Raw genomic sequence first — 14986 nt, 5'->3', positions numbered from 1 at the left:
CCATCTTTCTCAGAAACGGTGAGAGGTGTCAGCCCTTGACGGCGCCGAGGGTCAGGCCGGCGACGATGTGTCGCTGGAGCCCGAGGGTGAGCAGGATGACGGGGACGGAGTACACCGCCGAGAGCGCGGTCATGCCGCCCCAGTCGAGGCCGAACTGGGTCTGGAAGTTGGCGATCACGATCGGCGTGGTCTGCGCCCGGACCGACGTGAGCAGGAGCGCGAACAGGAACTCGTTCCAGGACGCGAGGAACGCGAAGATGGCCGTGACCGCCAGGCCGCCGGAGACCACCGGCAGGACGACGTGCCGGAAGGCCTGCAGCCGATCGCTGCCGTCGACCTTGGCGGCCTCTTCCAGCTCGATGGGAACCGCCTCGAAGAAGCTCGACATCAGCCAGATCGACAGCGGTAGCGAGATCGTGGTGTGCGCGATCGCCAATCCGATCGTGGTGTCGGAGATGCCGAGCCGCCGCATCGTCTCGACCAGCGGCGCCCCGACGGCGATCGTCGGCACCATCCGGGTGACCAGCGCCGCGACCACGAAGATCCGCCCGCTCGGCGTTCGAAAGCGGGTGATCGCGTACGCCGCGGGCACCCCGAGCGCGAGTGAGAACGCCGTACTGAGAACTGCGGTCGCGACGCTGTTGATCAGCGCCGGTACGACGCCTTCCTTGCTGAGGGCGGCGACGTAGTTGTCGAGGGTCCACTGCGACGGCAACACCTGGGGCGGTACGGCGATCGCGTCCAGCGGCGTCTTGAACGAGGTCAGCAGGAGGTAGACGAACGGAAAGCCGTACAGCACCAGCACCGCAGCGAGCGCGACCCAGAGGATGATGCGCGTCGGGCGGCGACGGGTTTCGAGGCCGTTCATGCTTCATCACCTCCGGGCCGCCAGATCGCGAAGATCGCGATCGCGGCGACCGCGAGCATCACGATCAGATAGACGGTGCCCATGGCGCTCGCCAGGCCTGGATCCCCGTTGCGCGTCATCGTGCGGTAGATCAGCAGGCTGAGGGTCGTCGTACTGTCCTGTGGCCCGCCGTTGGTCTGGATCAGGATGATGTCGAACGCCCGGGCCGCATCGATGCCGCGAACGATCAGCGCCACGGCGATCACCGGCCGCAGCAGCGGCAGGATGATCCGGAGCAGCAGCGTCGGGAACCGCACACCGTCGATGCGAGCGGCCTCGATGACATCACCCGGCACGTTCTGCAGGCCCGCGAACAGGACCAGCGTGATGAACGAGGTCGTCAGCCAGATGTCGGGCATCGCCACCGCGAACAACGCGATCTTCGGGTTGCTCAGCCAGCCGATCTGGTCCGTGCTGTGCAGCAGTCCGATCCGGCGCAGCAGCTCGTTGAGAATGCCGAAGTTGTCGATGAGCAGGAATCGCCACAGCAGGCCGGCGACCACCGGGGCGACCATCAGCGGGTACATGAAGACGGTCCGGAACACCGCCGACCGGCTGCCGAGCGCTGCGAAGACCAGCGCCACGGCAAGCCCGAAGGTGAACTCGAGCGCGACCACGATGACCGTGTAGACGATCGTCCGCAGCGCCGCTCCTTGGAACGCCGGCGAACTGAACGCGGTCGCGAAGTTCTCGAAACCCACGAACTTCCGTGGGCCGCCGGCCATCGGCGAGATCTCGTAGAACGCGTTCGAGACGAATCTGAGCAGTGGCCACGCCACGAACGCGGCGAGGAACACTGCGGCCGGCGCGATCAGTACGAGCGCGAACCGGCGGTCGGTGAGGCGCACAGGAGTGTCCTTCGGGGTCGCAGGTACGGCGGTCTACTTGACGATGGCTTGGATCTGCGCCTTCGCCTGTTTCAGTAGTGCCGCGTTGTCCGCGCCCTTCACGACCGCCTTCTGCAGCATCGGCGTCAGCACCGAGGTCACGATCTGCTGCCACTTCGGTGTGGCCGGCCGCGCGATCGTCGCGGGAGACTTCAGCGTCGTGAGGATGGCCGGGTAGTTCTCGTGCCCGGCGACACCGGCCTGCGACTCGAACGCCGAGATCCGCGATACCAGACCTAAGGAGGTCTTGATCGAGAGGTCGTTGTGCGCGTAGGCGAAGGCGACGAACTTCTTGGCCTCGGCCTGCTTATCGGTTGCCTTCGGCACCGAGAGGTACCACGCGCCCGGTACGCCGGCGATGCCGCCAGGCCCCGCGATCATCGGAGCGACACCGATCTTGCCCTTCACCGCGGCGTTGGCCGGGGTCTGGGTGTAGGCGTGTCCCCAGAAGCGCATCATCGCGAGCTTGCCCTGGTAGAAGAGGTTCTGCGATCCGGCCCAGTCGAGCTGGGCGGCGCCGGGCGGTGCATAGGGCAACAAGCTGGTGTAGAAGTTCAACGCTGCCAGGTGATCGGCGTCGTCGATGGTGACGTCGCCGCTCTTCGGATCGAGAACCATCGTCTTCTCGCCGGTCTGCGACACCGTGGCCAGCCATTCCGTCTCGACCGCACCCTTCACATCGGTGCCGTACAGATCGGTCTGGCCGTCGCCGTTCGTGTCGCGGGTGAAGAACTGGGCCACGTCCTGGTACTGCTTCCACGTCGTCGGCGGCACGAGCGGGTACCCGTACTTCGCCTGGAACGCGGCCTTCTCCTTCGGGTCGCCGAACAAGTCGGTCCGGTAGTAGAGAATCTCGGAGTTCGTCCAGACCGGCATCCCGACGTACGACCCGCCGACCTGCGCCTCGGTCACCAGGCCCGGGAACAGATCGCGCTTCACCTCGTCGGTGAACAGGTCGTCGAGCGGCGAGACACCGGCCGAGAACGCGCTCAGCCAGATGGCGTCGAGCGCCGCGACGTCGAACGACGTCTTGCCGGAGCCGAGTTCGGTCTGGATCCGGTCGTAGAGACCGTCGTAGGGCAGTTCGACCAGTTCGACCGTGGTGCCGGTCTGCTTCTGGTAGAGATCGGCGATCGGCTGGAGCTCGGCCTTGCCGCCGCCCTCCACCAGGACGGTGAGCTTGCCGGCGGCGCCCGCCGAGCTCCCACCGGCACCGCAGCCGGCGATGGCAAGAATCAAACTCGTGGCGACGGCAATGCCGGCCATCGCGGTCCGGAGACGACCGCTCGTGCTGCGAAGCTTCATGCTCCGACTCCGTTCAAGGCTTGTGGTTAAACGTTTTGGCAAAACGTCTTGGCAGCAGTGTTCGACAGCCGGAGCCGCTCGGTCAACGCCAAACTTCTGCCAAACAGGTGCCAAAACTTTTGGCATCGCGGACGATCTTGCCGCCGTCCGGCGGCGGTCCTACCTTCGGATCAATTCCGCTCTGCCAAAACCTTTTGGCAATCTCTCGAAGGAGCCGCCGTGAACTCCTCCACCCCGCCGGACGCACGTCTGTCGCGCCGCCTCTTCCTGGCCGCCGCGGCTGCCGTGAGCGCCGCCGGCTATCTCCAGCTCCCGAGCGCGCCGGCGGCCGCCGCCGCCACTGTCGTGGCCGCGGAGCCGCGACCGCACAACACCCTCCTCGGCCTGCTCTGACCGCTCACCCCGCCGCTCACCCCAAGAAAGAGACGACGATGCCCTCGACGATCTACGACGTCACCACCTGGACGATCTCCGCCAGCCCATCGACCACCGCCTACACCGACATCGGCGCGATCGTGAACAGCATCATCGCCGACATCAAGACGAACCAGCCGACACAGGCCTCCAAGCCCGGAGCGGTCATCTACATCCCGCCGGGTGACTACTCGCTCAAGACGCGCATCGTGATCGACATCAGCTACCTGCAAATCAAGGGATCCGGGCACGGCTTCACCTCGTCGAGCATCCGGTACAACTCCGGCGACACGTCCGGCTGGCACGAGATCTGGCCGGGCGGCAGCCGGATCCGGGTGGAGAACACCGACGGGAACGCCGAGGCCATCCTGATCAGCCGCAGCGGCGACCCCCGGCTCAGCTCGATCGAATTGCTGGACTTCTGTCTGGACGGCCTGTCGTTCACGCCGAACCAGAACAGCTACCTCAACGGCAAGATCGGGATCCGGTCGACAACAGCCACCGACTCCTTGCGGATCCGCGGCATGGGGATGATCTACCTGGAGCGCGGGATCGTGATCACCGACGCCGACGCGCTGCACATCCAGGGCAACTTCCTCTGCGAGAACGGCAACTGTATCGAGCTGGTCGGCTCCGGGCAGGCCAGCATGGTCAACGACAACATGATCGGCGCCGGCTACGTCGGCTTCTCGATCTTCGCCGAGGGCCACTTCGGCCTGATCATCTCCGGGAACAACATCTTCCCCCGGGGCAAGAGCTCGGTGCACCTGAAGAACTCCACGAACAACAACATCAGCGCGAACCGCCTGCATGCCTTCTATTCGGGGATGATCCAGTTCGAGGGCGCCTGCCACAACAACCTGATCGGGTCGAACCACTTCCTCCGGGTCCCCGAATCGTTCCCGGCGATGACGGGCTTCAACAACGGGCTCGACGATCTGTTCGGGCTGGTGCAGCTCAACGGCAGCGGCAACACCGTGGTCGGCAATCACTTCTCGTTCGACGTACCGTCCGCGAACATCACGCCGTCCGGCGCGACCCCGACGATGGTCCTGGTGAAGTCGGGGAGCAACAACTACGTCGCAACCAACCACACGGCCGCGAACGTCGGCGTACACACGGTCGTGCTCGATGGGTCGACCGTCAACACCAAGGTCCTCGACTGCGGCAGCACCGCGGAGTTCCAGGCCCTGAGCGGAGCGACGTACGGCTTCCGAGCCACGCCATGACCCGGGTCGCCGCCTTCCTGGCCTGGGTGCTTGTCTTCATCGGTCTCACGGCGGTCCCGGCCGCCGTGGCCGGTTCACCGTCGGACTATCCGGAGTATCCGTACGCCGCCACCGACTACACCGAGCCGTTCCGTGGTCAGTTCCACTTCAGCCCGCAGAACGGATTCATGAACGACATCAACGCCCCGCTGTACTACCGCGGTGTGTACCACCTCTTCTTCCAGCACAACCCGCACGGGCTCGGCTGGGACGCGGCGGTGCACTGGGGGCACGCGACGAGCACAGACCTGGTGCACTGGACGCAGCAACCGATCACGCTCGAACCGGGTGTGCAGAGCGGCAATCTCTGGTCGGGCTCGGGCTGGGTCGACGTGAACAACGTGACCGGCTTGAAGGTCGGGTCCGACGACCCGATCCTGCTGTTCACCAACACCGACGGCGTGAGCATCGCGTACTCGACCGACGGGGCGAAGACGTTCCAGATGTACAACGGCGGGGCGAAGGTCATCACCGACCCGGTCGAGAGCCGCGACCCGAAGGTGCAATGGGACCCGGACCACAGTCGCTGGGAGCTCGTCACGTTCCGGGCCGGGACTGGCGCCGCCTTCTACACCTCGACCAATCTGCTCGACTGGACGTACCGCGGCGCCTACTCGGCCAGCTGGTTCGTCGAATGTCCCGACCTCTACCAACTGCCGGTGGATGGGAATTCCGCTTCGAAGAAGTGGGTTCTCCAGGATGCGAGCGGCGAGTACGTCATCGGCTCACTCGACGCGAACGGTCTGTTCGTGGCCGACTCCACGACCCAGCAGCGGATGGAGTGGGGCATCTCCGGTGGGGCCTTCCCGCCGTCCACCTGGTACGCGCCCCAGACCTTCAACCAGCTGCCGAACGGCCGCGTCGTGCAGATGGCCTGGCAGCCGAGCAACGTCGGGGTGACCTGGACCGGAAACGCGTCCTTCCCGGTCGAGCTCGCGCTGAAGACCTATCCGGAGGGCATCCGCATCACCCGCAATCCGGTGAGCGAGATCTCGACCATCCGTACGTCGACGCAGACGTGGGGATCGCGCACGATCACGACGGATCCGTTGACCGACCCGCTCAGCGGTGTTTCGGCCGACACGTACGAGATCAGCGCGCAGTTCGACCTCGGCGGCGTCACCGCCTCGGAGTTCGGCTTCCGGCTGCACGCACGCTCGGACGGGTCGAGCGATCGCACAGTTGCGTACTCGGTCGCGGCTCAAACCCTCTACGGGGCGTCGATGCCGCCGATCTCGAACCTGGTCACGATCAGGATGCTGGTGGACCGCGGGCAGCTCGAGGTCTTCGGCAATGGCGGGAAGACCGTCGTGAGCGACAACGTCGCCTTCGACTCCTCGGCTGGGAGCCTCGGGATCAGGTTGTACGCCGTGGGCGGCGCCGTCACGCTGACATCGCTCAGCTTCTCCCCGATCGGGTCGACCTGGACTCCCGCCCCCGAAGGCACAGCTCCGGCCGGCGCGATCGTCTCGACCACGCGGCAGGACATGTGCGTCGACCGCGACGTTGCCAGCGGCAACGTCCAGCTGTGGACGTGTCTGGCGAACGCCAACCAGACCTGGAGTCTCGACAGCCTGGGCGAGCTCAAGACAGGAGGAGTCTGCCTGGAGGTTCCGTCCGGCCAGACGGCGAACCTGACCTTGGTGCACGTCGCGACCTGCTCGGGCGACGGCAATCAGAACTGGCGCCAAGGAAACTTCGGCACGCTGATCAACCTGACCTCCGGGCGGTGCCTGGACCTACCCGAGGCCGACTTCACCAACGGCCGCCAACTACAGATCTACGACTGCGTAGGAACCCGCAACCAAAGCTGGGTCGGCCCCGACCACACGACGTGAACCGGGATCCCGGACCGTCCAGAATTAAGAGGGTTATTCAGAAGCTCTGAAGAGAAAGTACAAGAAAGAAACGGAAAGACGAAAAGATAGAAGGGCAGTTGGGTGCACGGCTGGGGTCCGGCGGTCCAGTGTCAGTCGGCAGGTGCTGTCCGCCGTCCGGCGACCGAAATCTCCGGCTTCCCCGGGAACTCAGGGCGCGTTGTTCGGTCGGCCCGCGTCGCGCGCTGGGCTCGTCGCAGGAGCCGGGCCTGGGGGCAACCTCGGACCTGGGCCACCGCTGGCTTCGGTCTCACAGGTGTTGGGGTCAAGGGTCCATCCCTCGGGTTTGGCCCCTCAGATCTGCAACTCGACAGGAGGTGTGACGTGTCGGGCTCGATCTCAGACGTACGCGAGGACCCGGGGCCGGCCATTGGAGGCACACGTCCTGTCCAGATGCAGACCAACCAGCAGGATCACACAGACCTAGCAGCTCCCCGACCGGCACTGCCGCTTCCCGGCACCCAACTGCCCGCGCCGCGGTCGGCCGGTCCGCCGAGTCGTGGAGAAGAGCCCCGGGCCGGTACGCCGAGTCGTGGACAGCGGCTGGGTGGTTTCAAGGGGTGGTGGCAACACCGCGTGTGGGATAGGGGTTTGAGAGTAGTTGGTTGAGGGCTTCGGCGGGGGTTTGCCAGTTGAGGGTTTTGCGGGGGCGGCCGTTGAGTTGGACGGCGACGTCGGTGAGGTGTTCGGGTGTGTGGGTGGACAGGTTGGTGGCTTTGGGGAAGTACTGGCGTAGTAGTCCGTTGGTGTTCTCGTTGGAGCCGCGTTGCCAGGGGCTGTGGGGGTCGCAGAAGTAGATCGGCAGGTCGGCTGCGAGGCTGAGTTCGCGGTGGCGGGCCATCTCGCTGCCCTGGTCCCAGGTGAGTGAGCGCCACAGGTGCCGGGGGAGGGTGGCGATCGCGTCGAGCATGGCGGCCTGGACCTGGTCGGCGGTGTGTTCGGTGGGTAGGTGCAGCAGCATGACGTAACGGGTGGTGCGCTCCACCAGGGTGCCGATCGCGGACTTGTTGGCGGCGCCGGTGATCAGGTCGCCTTCCCAGTGCCCCGGCACTGCCCGGTCGGCGGCCTCGGCCGGCCGCTCGGAGATCATCACCATGCCGGGGATCCGGCCGCGGCGTTCGTCCGGGCGCCGCTGCGGGATCCGCAGCGCGCGGCCGGTGCGCAGGCAGCGGGTCAGCTCGCGGCGCAGCCCACCACGGCCCTGCACGTACAGGGCTTGGTAGATCGTCTCGTGCGACACCCACATCTCCGGTGCATCGGGAAAGTCCTGGCGCAGCCGCCGGGCGATCTGCTCCGGGCTCCACCGCAGCCGCAAACCGGCCTGCACCCGCCACCGCAACCGCTGCTGCACCGCCAGTCTGGCAGGCTTCGGCCGCCGCGCGGCCTTGTCCGCCCTCGACTGCGCCAAGCTCGCGCGATACAACGGCACCGCGCAACCGTCTCGGTCCGGCCGGGAACGGTACAGCCGGGTCGCGCTGTAACGCCGGATCTCGCGGCTTACCGTCGACGCCGACCGGCCCAGCCGCCGAGCGATCTCCCGAACACTGCACCGCTCGGCCAGCCCAACCGCGATCTCCTCCCGCTCGGCCAGACTCAGATACCGCCCCGACACACCGCTCAGATCAACCATCGGCATGCCGCCACCCTGACGCACCCACCTGCGCGCGACCGTCGCCGCCACCCCCACCACCCGCGCCGCATCCTCATAACCCAACCCCGACCGCACCCGCAACCAAAACAACCGCTGCAACTCCCGCGCCACCGACGGCCTACCAGCCTCAGCCATCACAACACCTCCAAGAAACCCAGGTGTTGCAACCACCCCATGAACCCAAGCTGCAAAATATCGCCAGAACCCACGACTCGACGACTCCGACACCGGATCCGGCTCGTGTCGGGGCAGGCTTGGTCTTCACGCGGACTCACCCAGCACTTCTGAATGGCCCTCGCAGAAGGATCGAGAGCAGGCCATGGTCCGGCGGGCTTACCGGAAAGAAGTTTGCGCTCAGTGCCAGCGATGTTCCGGAAAGGCGGCCGCGGGCAGCGGACCGGGTAGATCCGCGCCATCCGGGCCTGGCTGCCGCGCCCTGGCCGCCGAGGAACTCGTCACCCGACGGCCAGACAGCACCCGCCGATCACCAGACCTCCCGACCCAGACAGGCACCCAACTCCCACTCTGTCTTTCGTCCTTGCCCGTCTCTTTCTTGTTTTCTCTCCTCAGAACTTCTGAGTAGTTGTACAGATTCGGTGTGCCGGTGGTCGGCGGGAGGGTGCCGGTATGTCGAAGATCTGGGTGTTGGGTGGGGCGCTGGTGGTTACCGTTGTTGCGGTCGTGCTGGTGGTGATCGCCGGGGTGTCGTTGCAGGAGATCTTGTCGTTGTTCCTGGCGATGGTTTGCCTGCTCTGGCTGGTTCTGCTGTTGATTGTGCCGTGGAACCTCTCGTTTCAGGCGCACGCGCTGATTCATGAGATCCGGACGAGTCGGGCGCGCGGTATCGACGTACCGGATGAGCGGGAGCCGGAGGCGCGACGGATCGCGGTCCGGATGCGATGGTTCGCGATCGGCGCGCATCTGGTGTCCGCGGGAATCGTCGCTCTCATCACGTACGTGTCGGGCGGCGCGATCGGGTACTACCTCGCCGCGCTCTACCTGGTCAGCACGTTCTTCCGGCCGGCCGGAGCGTACTTCGCGTATCTGCGCGACCGGATGACCAGCATGCTGCGCGACGTCAAGCACCCCCGCGACGACCTGGTCGAGACACTGCGCCGCCTCGAAGCCCTCACGGCCGACCTCGACGTCCTGCACGACGAATCCGCCGAACAGAACCGGCGCCTCGCCCGTCTCGAGCAGGGCCTCGCCACCGCCGACATTGTCGCCACTGCCCGCGACAAGGCCTTGCATGCCAAGGTCGACGCCCACGCCCGTCAGTTCGAGCACTCCCTCACCCGCCTCACCGACAACCAGGAAGTCATCGCCGGCCTGAAGGCCTTCCTCAGGCTGGTCCGCGAAGAACCAGCCTGAGGTCCTGACCTATGAATTCCAGATCTGGAGTTCGGAGAGTTGAGCGGCCGGCCAGCCGCTGTTGGCGGTGAAGTTGAGGCGGACGTACCGCTGGGTGGTCGGGGTGAAGGTGATGGTTGCGGTGTTATTGCTGGGGGCAAGGGAGTAGGTGGCCGACGGGACGATGGCGGTGAAGGTGGTGCCGTTGCTGCTGCCAACGACGGACAGCGTCTCGGTGCGAGAGCCCCATCCTGCGGGCAGTTGCAGCACGATCCGGCCGGCGCTGACGGCGGAGCCCAGGTCTACCTGGACCCATTGCGGGAAGGCGTTGTTCGCGCTCTCCCAGTACGTCGACTGGTTGCCGTCGGTCACGTTGCTCGACGGGTAGACGTCGTTGTGGCTGGACTCGCTGGTGGGCTTGCCCGCTGCGAGGTTGGTGTTGGTCGCGCCGGCGCCCGTACCAGAGAGCACGACCGTGTTGCTGTTGACCGTCAGCGTGCCGGTGCGAGAGCCGGCGGCAGTCGGGCGGAAAGTGACGTTGACAGTGCAAGACGCGTTTGGTGCGAGGCTGCCGCAGTTGTTGGTCTGGCTGTAGTCACCAGTGATGCTGACGTTGATCGAGTCAGCGACGGTGCCGTTGTTGGTCACGGTGACTGGCTGGGCCGCGCTGTTGGTGTTGAGCGCTTGCGAGGCGAAGGTGAGCGAGGACGGGCTGGTCGTGAGCCCCGGAGCCGCTCCACCGCTCGGGTACACCTCGAACTCCGACACCTGCCCGGCCGGCCAGCCGCTGTTGGCCGTGAGGTTGACCCGCACATAGCGCGCGTTCGTGGCCGGCACGGTGATGTTCACGACGTTGGTCGGCGAAGTGAAGGCGTACGTCGCCGACCCGACGGCTGTGCTGAACGACGACCCATCGGTGCTTGTCTGGACCGACAGCGTCTGCGTCCGCGTGCCCCATGCCCCTGACGGCGGCAGCTTCAGCGTCACCTTGCCGATGCTGTGCGCCGTACCGAGGTCGACCTGCAGCCACTGCGGGAAGGCGTTGTTGGCACTCTCCCAATAGGTGTTCGCGTCGCCGTCGGTCGCCGTGGCCGGGATCTGCGTGCCGTTGACCTGGCTGCTGGCCGAGGCCGGCTTCCCACGCGCGAGGTTGGTGTCGGTCCCGATGCCGTTACCTGTAAGGGAAATCGACGTCGGACTGTTGTTGGCGTTGCTGGTCACCGTCACAGCGCCGGTACGCGAACCCGACGCGGTCGGCCGGAAGGTGACCGTGACCGTGCAGGACGCGCCGACGGTGAGCGTCGAGCAGTTGTTCGTCTGGCTGAAGTCGCCCGTAGCGGCCACGCCCGAGACGCTCGCCGACGTCGTACCCGAGTTGGTCACCGTGACGGTCTGAGCCGACGAGGAGCTGCCGACCTGCGTGTCCTGGAAGGAGAGGCTGCCCGGGTTCGCGTTGAGGATCGGACCGGGTGCGACGCCGGTGCCCGAGAGCGGGACGGTATTCGTGATGCCGGAAGCGTTGACGGTCAGGTTGCCGGTCCGGCTGCCCGCCGCCGTCGGGTGGAAGGTGACGTTGACCGTGCATGAGGCGCCGGCCGCGATGCTCGAGCCGCAGTTGTTGGTCTGACTGAAGTCACCGCTGGTCGCGACGGAGCTGACCGGCGCCGCCGCAGTACCGCTGTTCGTGACCGTGACGGCTTGCGGCGAGCTCGCCCCGCCGGTCGCGACAGAACCGAAGCTGAGCGCGGTCGGGCTGATCGAGATCTGCGAGCCGTTGTCCGGCAGGTACGGCGGGAACGCCGGCGACGCGATGTTCTGGCATTGCACCGGAGCGAAGATCCCCGAGTTGCCGCCGCCGTCGGTCAGGGTGAACCCGACGCCGCAGCTGTAGATCGGTCCCGGCGCCTGGGTACCGGTGGCGGTGCTGTTGGTGATGGTCGCCGAGCCGCCGACCTGCTCCTGGACCACCCAGGTCCCGGTGTTCTGGATCGTCGCGTTGTTGATGTGGACGTTGCTGATGTTCGAGCCCGAAACGAACTGGATCGCCTCGTACGGGCTCTGCTGGATCAGGATGTTGTCGACGTTGGTCAGGCCGGACATCGCGCCGTCGCGGGCGTCGAACCACAAGGCGCCGACGCCGAACTGCCAGTTCGGGTCCAGGCTCCCGGACCGGATGATCGTGTTCCGCAGTACGTCGGTCCGCCCCAGCGTCGTCGAGCCGAACCGCTGCGCGACGTGGATGCCGCCGCCCTGGGTGAGGCCGGCGTCGATCACGCGGTTGTCGGTGACGAAGTTGTCGTGGCCGCCATAGATGGCGATGCCGTTGGCAAGGATCGGGTACTGCACGGTGTTGTGGTCGAACGAGTCGTTCGCGTCGGCGTTCTGCTCGGCCCAGGTCGCGAGGCCGTCGTCGCCGAGGTTGCGCAGATCGCTGTTGGTGACCTTGGAGTTGGTGACGCCGTTGTGGAAGTTCACGCCGTCGGCCGTCACGTTGCGGATCCGCATACCGTTGAAGACCAGGTTGGTGAACGGCCCGTCCATCCAGGCGCCGACCTTCTCATGCTCGATCCACACCCGGTCCACGGTGGAGTTGTTCAGCGCGCCGCCGATGCCGTTCACCTGTGCGCCGTCGTTACGCTCCTGGACGTCGCCGAAGATCGCGAAGTCCGACAGGTGTACGCCGCTGCTCGCGTTCGGCGCGTAGTTGCCGTAGAAGCCCGGTGCCGCACCGACGACCGTCGAGCGCCACATTCCCGCGCCCTTGAACGTGATGTTGTTCAGGATCAGGTGGCCCGGGATCTTGAACGTCCCCTCCGGAATCCACACGGTCCCGCCGGCACCGGCCTGGGTCATCGCCGCGTTGAACGCCGCGGTGGAGTCCGCAGCGCCGGTCGGGTCCGCGCCCGTGCTGGTCACGGATACCGAGCCCGCCGGCTGACTCAGTGCACCAGCGACATTCTCGAAGTCGGCGAAGTCGACCGTGTACGACGAAGCGGTGTCCTCGGCGTCGACCTGCAACCGGAACTTCGTGCCGGCCGGATAGGTGGTCGGGAACAGCCGGTGCACCTCGTCGTAGAAGTGGTGCGGATTGCTGCCCGGCTGGTTCGTGAACGGATAGCCGCCGTAGTACCAGCTGTAGGCGTTGGTCAGGGTGAAGTTGGGCTGCTTGGTTCCGTTGACATACAGGGACAACTGCGGCGTGTAGACCGAGCCGGACCCGGTGTCCGGGATGCTGTAGCGGAAGACGATCGAGTTCGTCGCCGCGGGCGTCGTGAACTCGACGAACTTCCCGGTCCCCTGCAACGTGACGGCCTTCCGGTACGACGCCTCGGCCGCCAGCGTGTTGTACGCCGCGCTCGGGCCGATCACCGTCCCGTTCGTGGACGCGTTCTCGGCCTGCACTTCGACGTACGGCAGCGTGGCGCCGACACCGCCGGACGCCGCGGCCCACGCGGGCGTCGATCCGAGGACGGCAAGACTCGCGGCGACCAGCGCACCGCAGACGGAGAGCACGCCGGCTCTCCAGGATTTCAATGACCGGAACATGCGCGACTCACTCTCAACGGGGCGGTTTGCGCCAGACCGTAACCCCGTAGACACGCACGCGCAATATCTCGATCAATTATTGCAAGAAGTGGACGACGAGCGGTTCACGGATTCGATGTATCTGGTGGAGTCCGGCGCAGGTCCGTCCAGATAAGAGCGCCCTGGTGAGTAGGGCGCCTGCTTGGGGGGAACCCGAAATGACAGATCCCAACTTCGACGGCCTTGCCGGTCTCGAAGGCTCGGTGACCGCGGTGGCGATCATCGACCACGACGGCAACCCGAACCGCGTCCTCGACGACGAGTTCCCGTTCGACGTCACGATCGAGTGGGCGGTCGAGCCGCCGGCCACGGCCGTGCTGCTCGACGGCAACTGGACCGTCAAGGCGTACGCCGAATCGATGGGCCCCGGTCCCGAGGTGCTCATCGGCAGCAAGGTCGTACCGGCGAACGGCGGTCCGTCGTACGCCGCCAAGATCACCGTCCCGGCCAACACGCTGCCGCCGGACAAGGCGCCGGACTCCGGCGTGTACAAACTCGTCGTGGTCATCACCTACCGGACCGCACTGAACGTGCTGACGGAGATGGCCGCCTTCAGCGAGGGCCCGACGTTCCTGCTCCGCGAGCCCTAGGCCTGCGGAACCGGGAACATCACGGGGAGGCACGCCATCGCAGGGGGGATCGATGGCGTGCACCTCTCGCACGAAGCATCACGTACCACCCGGGAGCGGGAATGGAACAGGATGTCTCACCAGTCACCGCACTTGTAGTCACCGCAGCCGCGGGCGATCAACAGGCGTGGCGGGAGCTCGTCGCACGCTACGCGCCCCTGCTCGTGTCGGTCATTCGCGGGTTCCGGTTGACGCCGGCCGAGACCGAGGATGTCGCACAGACGGTCTGGCTGCGGCTCGTCGAGCACCTGGACAGCCTCCAGGAGCCGCGAGCGATCCCCGGCTGGCTGGTCACGACCGCGCGCCGGGAGTCGATCCGCTACCTGTCCTCGCAACATCTCCGCAGGATGAGTGACCCGTTGAATGACGACCAGCCGCCCGTCGCCGATGTTCCCGATCCGGACGAAGGACTCGTCCGGTCCGAGCGGCACCAGGTGCTGCTCGCCGGGCTCGCCGAACTACCGAGCCGGCAACGCGAACTGCTGTTGCTGCTCATGCAGGACCCGCAGCCGTCGTACGCCGAGATCAGCCGACGCACCGGGATCCCGGTCGGCAGCATCGGTCCGACGCGGTCCCGCGCACTCGCGCGGCTCCGCACAACTCCAGCCGTCAGAGGGTACGTCGCATCCGAACCGACAGAAGGTGATCGGCATGACGCAGCATCGTTGGGATGACGATGACCGTCTTCTCGAGGACCTCGCGGCGGCCGTCCGGGCCACCGAACCGTTGGCGCAGACGATCGCCGAGCACGCCGAAGGCGCCCTGTCGTGGCGCACGATCGACGACGACCTGCTCCTGGCGAGCCTGACCTTCGACTCGTCGATGGCGTCGGCCGGCGAGGTCCGCGCCGAGTCCAATGCAGACCGGGTGCTGGTGTTCACCTCGACGCCGCTGTCCGTGGAACTGGAGGTGTTGCGCTCCGAAGTCGTCGGCCAGATCCTGCCGCCCAGCGCAGCCGAGATACGCGTCGAAACCGCGGACGGTACGACGTACGACATCGTCGTGGACGAATCGGGCTTCTTCGAGCTGCCGACGCTGCCGGCCGGCGCCATGCGGTTGCGGTGTGACACGGCTACCGGCCGCGTCGTCACGGACTGGGTGCAGTTGTGACCC

12 protein-coding genes are annotated in these 14986 nt (G+C 66.3%); 7 read left to right on the top strand and 5 right to left on the bottom strand.

What is annotated here, in order from left to right; all coding sequences use genetic code 11:
* Window positions 1–28 precede the first annotated feature (28 nt).
* Genes ACQPYH_RS09265 through ACQPYH_RS09255 form a run of 3 tightly spaced genes read right to left on the bottom strand, consistent with a single transcriptional unit; the run spans window position 29 to window position 3099 of the window.
* Window positions 29–868, bottom strand: a complete 840-nt coding sequence (locus ACQPYH_RS09265) for a carbohydrate ABC transporter permease (RefSeq protein ID WP_432889044.1) — start codon at window positions 866–868, stop codon at window positions 29–31.
* Window positions 865–1755, bottom strand: coding sequence for a carbohydrate ABC transporter permease (locus ACQPYH_RS09260; protein ID WP_432889042.1), 891 nt, complete (start codon window positions 1753–1755; stop codon window positions 865–867). The genes ACQPYH_RS09265 and ACQPYH_RS09260 overlap by 4 nt, the downstream gene beginning before the upstream one ends.
* A gap of 33 nt (window positions 1756–1788) precedes the next feature.
* A complete protein-coding gene (locus ACQPYH_RS09255; protein ID WP_432889040.1) occupies window positions 1789–3099 on the bottom strand; it encodes an ABC transporter substrate-binding protein in 1311 nt (436 codons plus the stop codon).
* Window positions 3100–3318: 219 nt separating this feature from the next.
* Here ACQPYH_RS09255 and ACQPYH_RS09250 point away from each other — a divergent pair, with 219 nt between their 5' ends.
* From ACQPYH_RS09250 to ACQPYH_RS09240, 3 genes are read left to right on the top strand one after another with little or no spacing between them, the layout of a single operon-like run.
* Entirely contained in the window at window positions 3319–3492 is a 174-nt protein-coding gene (locus ACQPYH_RS09250) for a hypothetical protein (RefSeq protein WP_432889038.1), read from the top strand.
* Window positions 3493–3530: 38 nt separating this feature from the next.
* On the top strand, window positions 3531–4742 hold the full coding sequence (locus ACQPYH_RS09245) for a NosD domain-containing protein (RefSeq protein WP_432889036.1): 1212 nt from the start codon (window positions 3531–3533) through the stop codon (window positions 4740–4742).
* Window positions 4739–6619, top strand: a complete 1881-nt coding sequence (locus ACQPYH_RS09240; protein ID WP_432889034.1) for a ricin-type beta-trefoil lectin domain protein — start codon at window positions 4739–4741, stop codon at window positions 6617–6619. Before ACQPYH_RS09245 ends, ACQPYH_RS09240 begins: the two co-directional genes overlap by 4 nt.
* 592 nt (window positions 6620–7211) lie before the next feature.
* On the opposite strand, the gene ACQPYH_RS09235 is transcribed toward ACQPYH_RS09240, so the two are convergent.
* Window positions 7212–8444: an IS30 family transposase gene (locus tag ACQPYH_RS09235; protein ID WP_432886595.1), complete on the bottom strand. Its 1233-nt coding sequence runs from the start codon at window positions 8442–8444 to the stop codon at window positions 7212–7214.
* A gap of 492 nt (window positions 8445–8936) precedes the next feature.
* Between ACQPYH_RS09235 and ACQPYH_RS09230 the strand changes: the two genes are divergently transcribed.
* Window positions 8937–9680, top strand: a complete 744-nt coding sequence (locus ACQPYH_RS09230) for a hypothetical protein (protein WP_432889032.1) — start codon at window positions 8937–8939, stop codon at window positions 9678–9680.
* Between the two features lie 9 nt (window positions 9681–9689).
* Here ACQPYH_RS09230 and ACQPYH_RS09225 read toward each other — a convergent pair whose 3' ends face one another.
* Window positions 9690–13193, bottom strand: a complete 3504-nt coding sequence (locus ACQPYH_RS09225) for a choice-of-anchor D domain-containing protein (RefSeq protein ID WP_432889030.1) — start codon at window positions 13191–13193, stop codon at window positions 9690–9692.
* Window positions 13194–13402: 209 nt separating this feature from the next.
* On the opposite strand from ACQPYH_RS09225, the gene ACQPYH_RS09220 reads away from it, so the two are divergent.
* The 3 genes from ACQPYH_RS09220 (at window position 13403) to ACQPYH_RS09210 (ending at window position 14983) form a co-directional block, all read left to right on the top strand.
* Window positions 13403–13834: a hypothetical protein gene (locus ACQPYH_RS09220; protein WP_432889028.1), complete on the top strand. Its 432-nt coding sequence runs from the start codon at window positions 13403–13405 to the stop codon at window positions 13832–13834.
* A gap of 101 nt (window positions 13835–13935) precedes the next feature.
* Window positions 13936–14547, top strand: coding sequence for an RNA polymerase sigma factor (locus ACQPYH_RS09215; RefSeq protein WP_432889026.1), 612 nt, complete (start codon window positions 13936–13938; stop codon window positions 14545–14547).
* Window positions 14525–14983, top strand: coding sequence for a hypothetical protein (locus ACQPYH_RS09210; protein WP_432889024.1), 459 nt, complete (start codon window positions 14525–14527; stop codon window positions 14981–14983). Before ACQPYH_RS09215 ends, ACQPYH_RS09210 begins: the two co-directional genes overlap by 23 nt.
* Window positions 14984–14986 lie beyond the last annotated feature (3 nt).

Origin of the sequence: Kribbella sp. CA-245084 (assembly GCF_050942355.1) — a bacterium.
Lineage (GTDB): Bacteria > Actinomycetota > Actinomycetes > Propionibacteriales > Kribbellaceae > Kribbella.
Note: the sequence above shows the minus strand (reverse complement) of the source record. Positions and strands in the feature narration are given on the sequence as shown.

What these genes read in the sequence shown, in the direction of transcription:
- ACQPYH_RS09265 (WP_432889044.1), bottom strand. Translation starts at nt 868, where the DNA reads ATGAACGGCCTCGAAACCCGTCGCCGCCCGACGCGCATCATCCTCTGG.
- ACQPYH_RS09255 (WP_432889040.1), bottom strand. Translation starts at nt 3,099, where the DNA reads ATGAAGCTTCGCAGCACGAGCGGTCGTCTCCGGACCGCGATGGCCGGC.
- ACQPYH_RS09245 (WP_432889036.1), top strand. Translation starts at nt 3,531, where the DNA reads ATGCCCTCGACGATCTACGACGTCACCACCTGGACGATCTCCGCCAGC.
- ACQPYH_RS09240 (WP_432889034.1), top strand. Translation starts at nt 4,739, where the DNA reads ATGACCCGGGTCGCCGCCTTCCTGGCCTGGGTGCTTGTCTTCATCGGT.
- ACQPYH_RS09235 (WP_432886595.1), bottom strand. Translation starts at nt 8,444, where the DNA reads ATGGCTGAGGCTGGTAGGCCGTCGGTGGCGCGGGAGTTGCAGCGGTTG.
- ACQPYH_RS09230 (WP_432889032.1), top strand. Translation starts at nt 8,937, where the DNA reads ATGTCGAAGATCTGGGTGTTGGGTGGGGCGCTGGTGGTTACCGTTGTT.
- ACQPYH_RS09220 (WP_432889028.1), top strand. Translation starts at nt 13,403, where the DNA reads ATGACAGATCCCAACTTCGACGGCCTTGCCGGTCTCGAAGGCTCGGTG.
- ACQPYH_RS09215 (WP_432889026.1), top strand. Translation starts at nt 13,936, where the DNA reads ATGGAACAGGATGTCTCACCAGTCACCGCACTTGTAGTCACCGCAGCC.
- ACQPYH_RS09210 (WP_432889024.1), top strand. Translation starts at nt 14,525, where the DNA reads ATGACGCAGCATCGTTGGGATGACGATGACCGTCTTCTCGAGGACCTC.